2 protein-coding genes are annotated in these 2,154 nt (G+C 61.6%); one reads left to right on the top strand and one right to left on the bottom strand.

What is annotated here, in order from left to right:
- The coding region (locus AC1D0Z_RS20155; RefSeq protein WP_477659945.1) for a YebC/PmpR family DNA-binding transcriptional regulator at positions 1-457 on the bottom strand (457 nt) is incomplete at its 3' end.
- A 75-nt stretch (positions 458-532) separates the two neighbouring features.
- Between AC1D0Z_RS20155 and AC1D0Z_RS20150 the strand changes: the two genes are divergently transcribed.
- A complete protein-coding gene (locus AC1D0Z_RS20150) occupies positions 533-2,047 on the top strand; it encodes a helicase HerA-like C-terminal domain-containing protein (protein ID WP_477659944.1) in 1,515 nt (504 codons plus the stop codon).
- Positions 2,048-2,154: the final 107 nt, after the last annotated feature.

The following is a 2,154-nucleotide window of genomic DNA, read 5'->3' as shown; positions in this document are numbered from 1 at the left end:
CCATGATCTTGTCTTCGCTGGTGCCGGGTGCAAAAATCAGCTGGCCACAGTGCTTGAACTGAAACGCCACCGAGCCTTCCGTGCCCATGTTGCCGCCATGCTTGGAAAAGGCATGCCGCACTTCAGCCACGGTGCGAACCTTGTTGTCGGTCATGCAGTCGACGATGATGGCCGCGCCGCCTATGCCGTAGCCTTCATAGCGCACTTCTTCGTAATGCACGCCTTCCAGGCTGCCGGTGGCCTTGGCGATGCCGTATTTGACGTTCTCATTGGGCATGTTGGCCGCCTTGGCCTTGTCTACCGCCAGGCGCAGCCGCGGATTCGTGCCCAGGTCGCCGCCGCCCATGCGGGCCGCCACCATGATTTCGCGCATCACCCGGGTCCAGATGCGCTGGCGCTTTTCATCCTGGCGCCCCTTGCGGTGTTGAATATTCGCCCATTTACTGTGACCGGCCACGAAGAATCCCTTTTCAGACTGATTAATTGATTTAATCTACAACCCGCATTTTACTTTTTCACTCCAGGACACCCCATGGCCGAGCCGCTACTGATTGCCAAGCACGATTCCATCCACTGCGAGATCCTTCCCGCGCTGGCCAACCGCCATGGGTTGATCACCGGAGCTACGGGCACCGGCAAGACAGTCACGCTGCAAACACTGGCCGAAAACTTCTCGAAAATCGGTGTCCCGGTCTTCATGGCCGACGTCAAGGGAGACTTGACCGGCATCAGCCAGGCCGGCACCATCGGCGCCAAAATGGCCGGCATCCTCAAGGAACGCGGCATCGACCTTCCCGAATCGACGGCCTGCCCCGCCACACTGTGGGACGTCTTCGGCGAACAGGGCCATCCCGTACGCGCCACCATCTCCGACATGGGCCCATTGTTGCTGGGCCGCATGCTCAACCTGAATGACACCCAGGCCGGCGTGCTCAACCTGGTCTTCAAGATTGCCGACGACAACGGCATGCTTCTGCTCGATCTGAAAGACCTGCGCGCCATGCTGCAGTACGTCGGCGACAACGCCAGCGAGTTCACCACCAAATATGGCAACGTCAGCGCCGCCAGCGTGGGCGCTATCCAGCGTGGGTTGCTGCAGGTCGAAAGCCAGGGTGGTGACAAGTTCTTCGGCGAGCCCATGCTCAACATTAGCGACTTCATGCAAACGGTGGATGGCAAAGGGGTGATCAACATCCTGGCGGCCGACAAGCTCATGAACTCGCCGCGCCTCTACGCCACCTTCCTGCTGTGGATGCTGTCCGAGCTGTTCGAACAACTGCCTGAAATTGGCGACCCGGACCAGCCCAAGCTCGTCTTTTTCTTTGACGAAGCCCACCTGCTCTTCAATGAAGCGCCCAAGGTGCTGGTTGAGCGCATCGAGCTGGTGGTGCGGCTGGTCCGCTCCAAGGGCGTCGGCGTGTATTTCGTGACACAAAATCCGCTGGACATTCCCGATTCAGTGTTGGCCCAACTCGGCAACCGGGTGCAGCACGCCTTGCGCGCCTTCACGCCGCGCGACCAAAAAGCCGTCAAGGCCACCGCCCAGACCATGCGGCAAAAGCCCGGCCTCGACATCGAAACCGCGATCACCGAGCTGGCCGTTGGCGAGGCCCTGGTGAGCTTTCTCGACAGCAAGGGCCGCCCCAGCGTGACGGAACGCGTTTACGTGCTGCCTCCAGGCAGCCAGATCGGCCCCATCACACCGCCACAACGCCAGCAATTACTGCAAAACTCACTGGTCGCCGGTGCCTACGAAAAGACGGTAGACCGCGAGTCAGCCTACGAAGCCATCAAAGGCCGTGCAGAAGTGGCCGCCACAGAAGCAGCCAAGGCGCCCCAGGGCGGCGCGGCCGGGCAAACCGATTCAGGCGGCATCATGGGCGGGCTCAACGACGTCCTGTTCGGCACCACCGGCCCGCGCGGCGGCAAACACGACGGCCTGGCGCAGAGCATGGCCAAGTCAGCCGTTCGCACCATGGGCTCGGCCGTGGGACGGGAAATCATCCGCGGCGTCCTCGGCAGCATCTTCGGCGGCAAAAAACGCTGAGCAGGTACCGAACAGCCGCTCGGTCGCTCAAATGCGAAGGGCCGGATCGGAAGGCGGATGCACCCGACCCAGGAAATCTCGCACCAGCGGCACGATGTCCTCCAGGT

It is taken from the genome of Polaromonas sp. P1_E3 (assembly GCF_056405935.1).
Note: the sequence above shows the minus strand (reverse complement) of the source record. Positions and strands in the feature narration are given on the sequence as shown.

Coding starts and splice junctions, on each gene's coding strand:
- AC1D0Z_RS20150 (WP_477659944.1), top strand. CDS start 533: ATGGCCGAGCCGCTACTGATTGCCAAGCACGATTCCATCCACTGCGAG.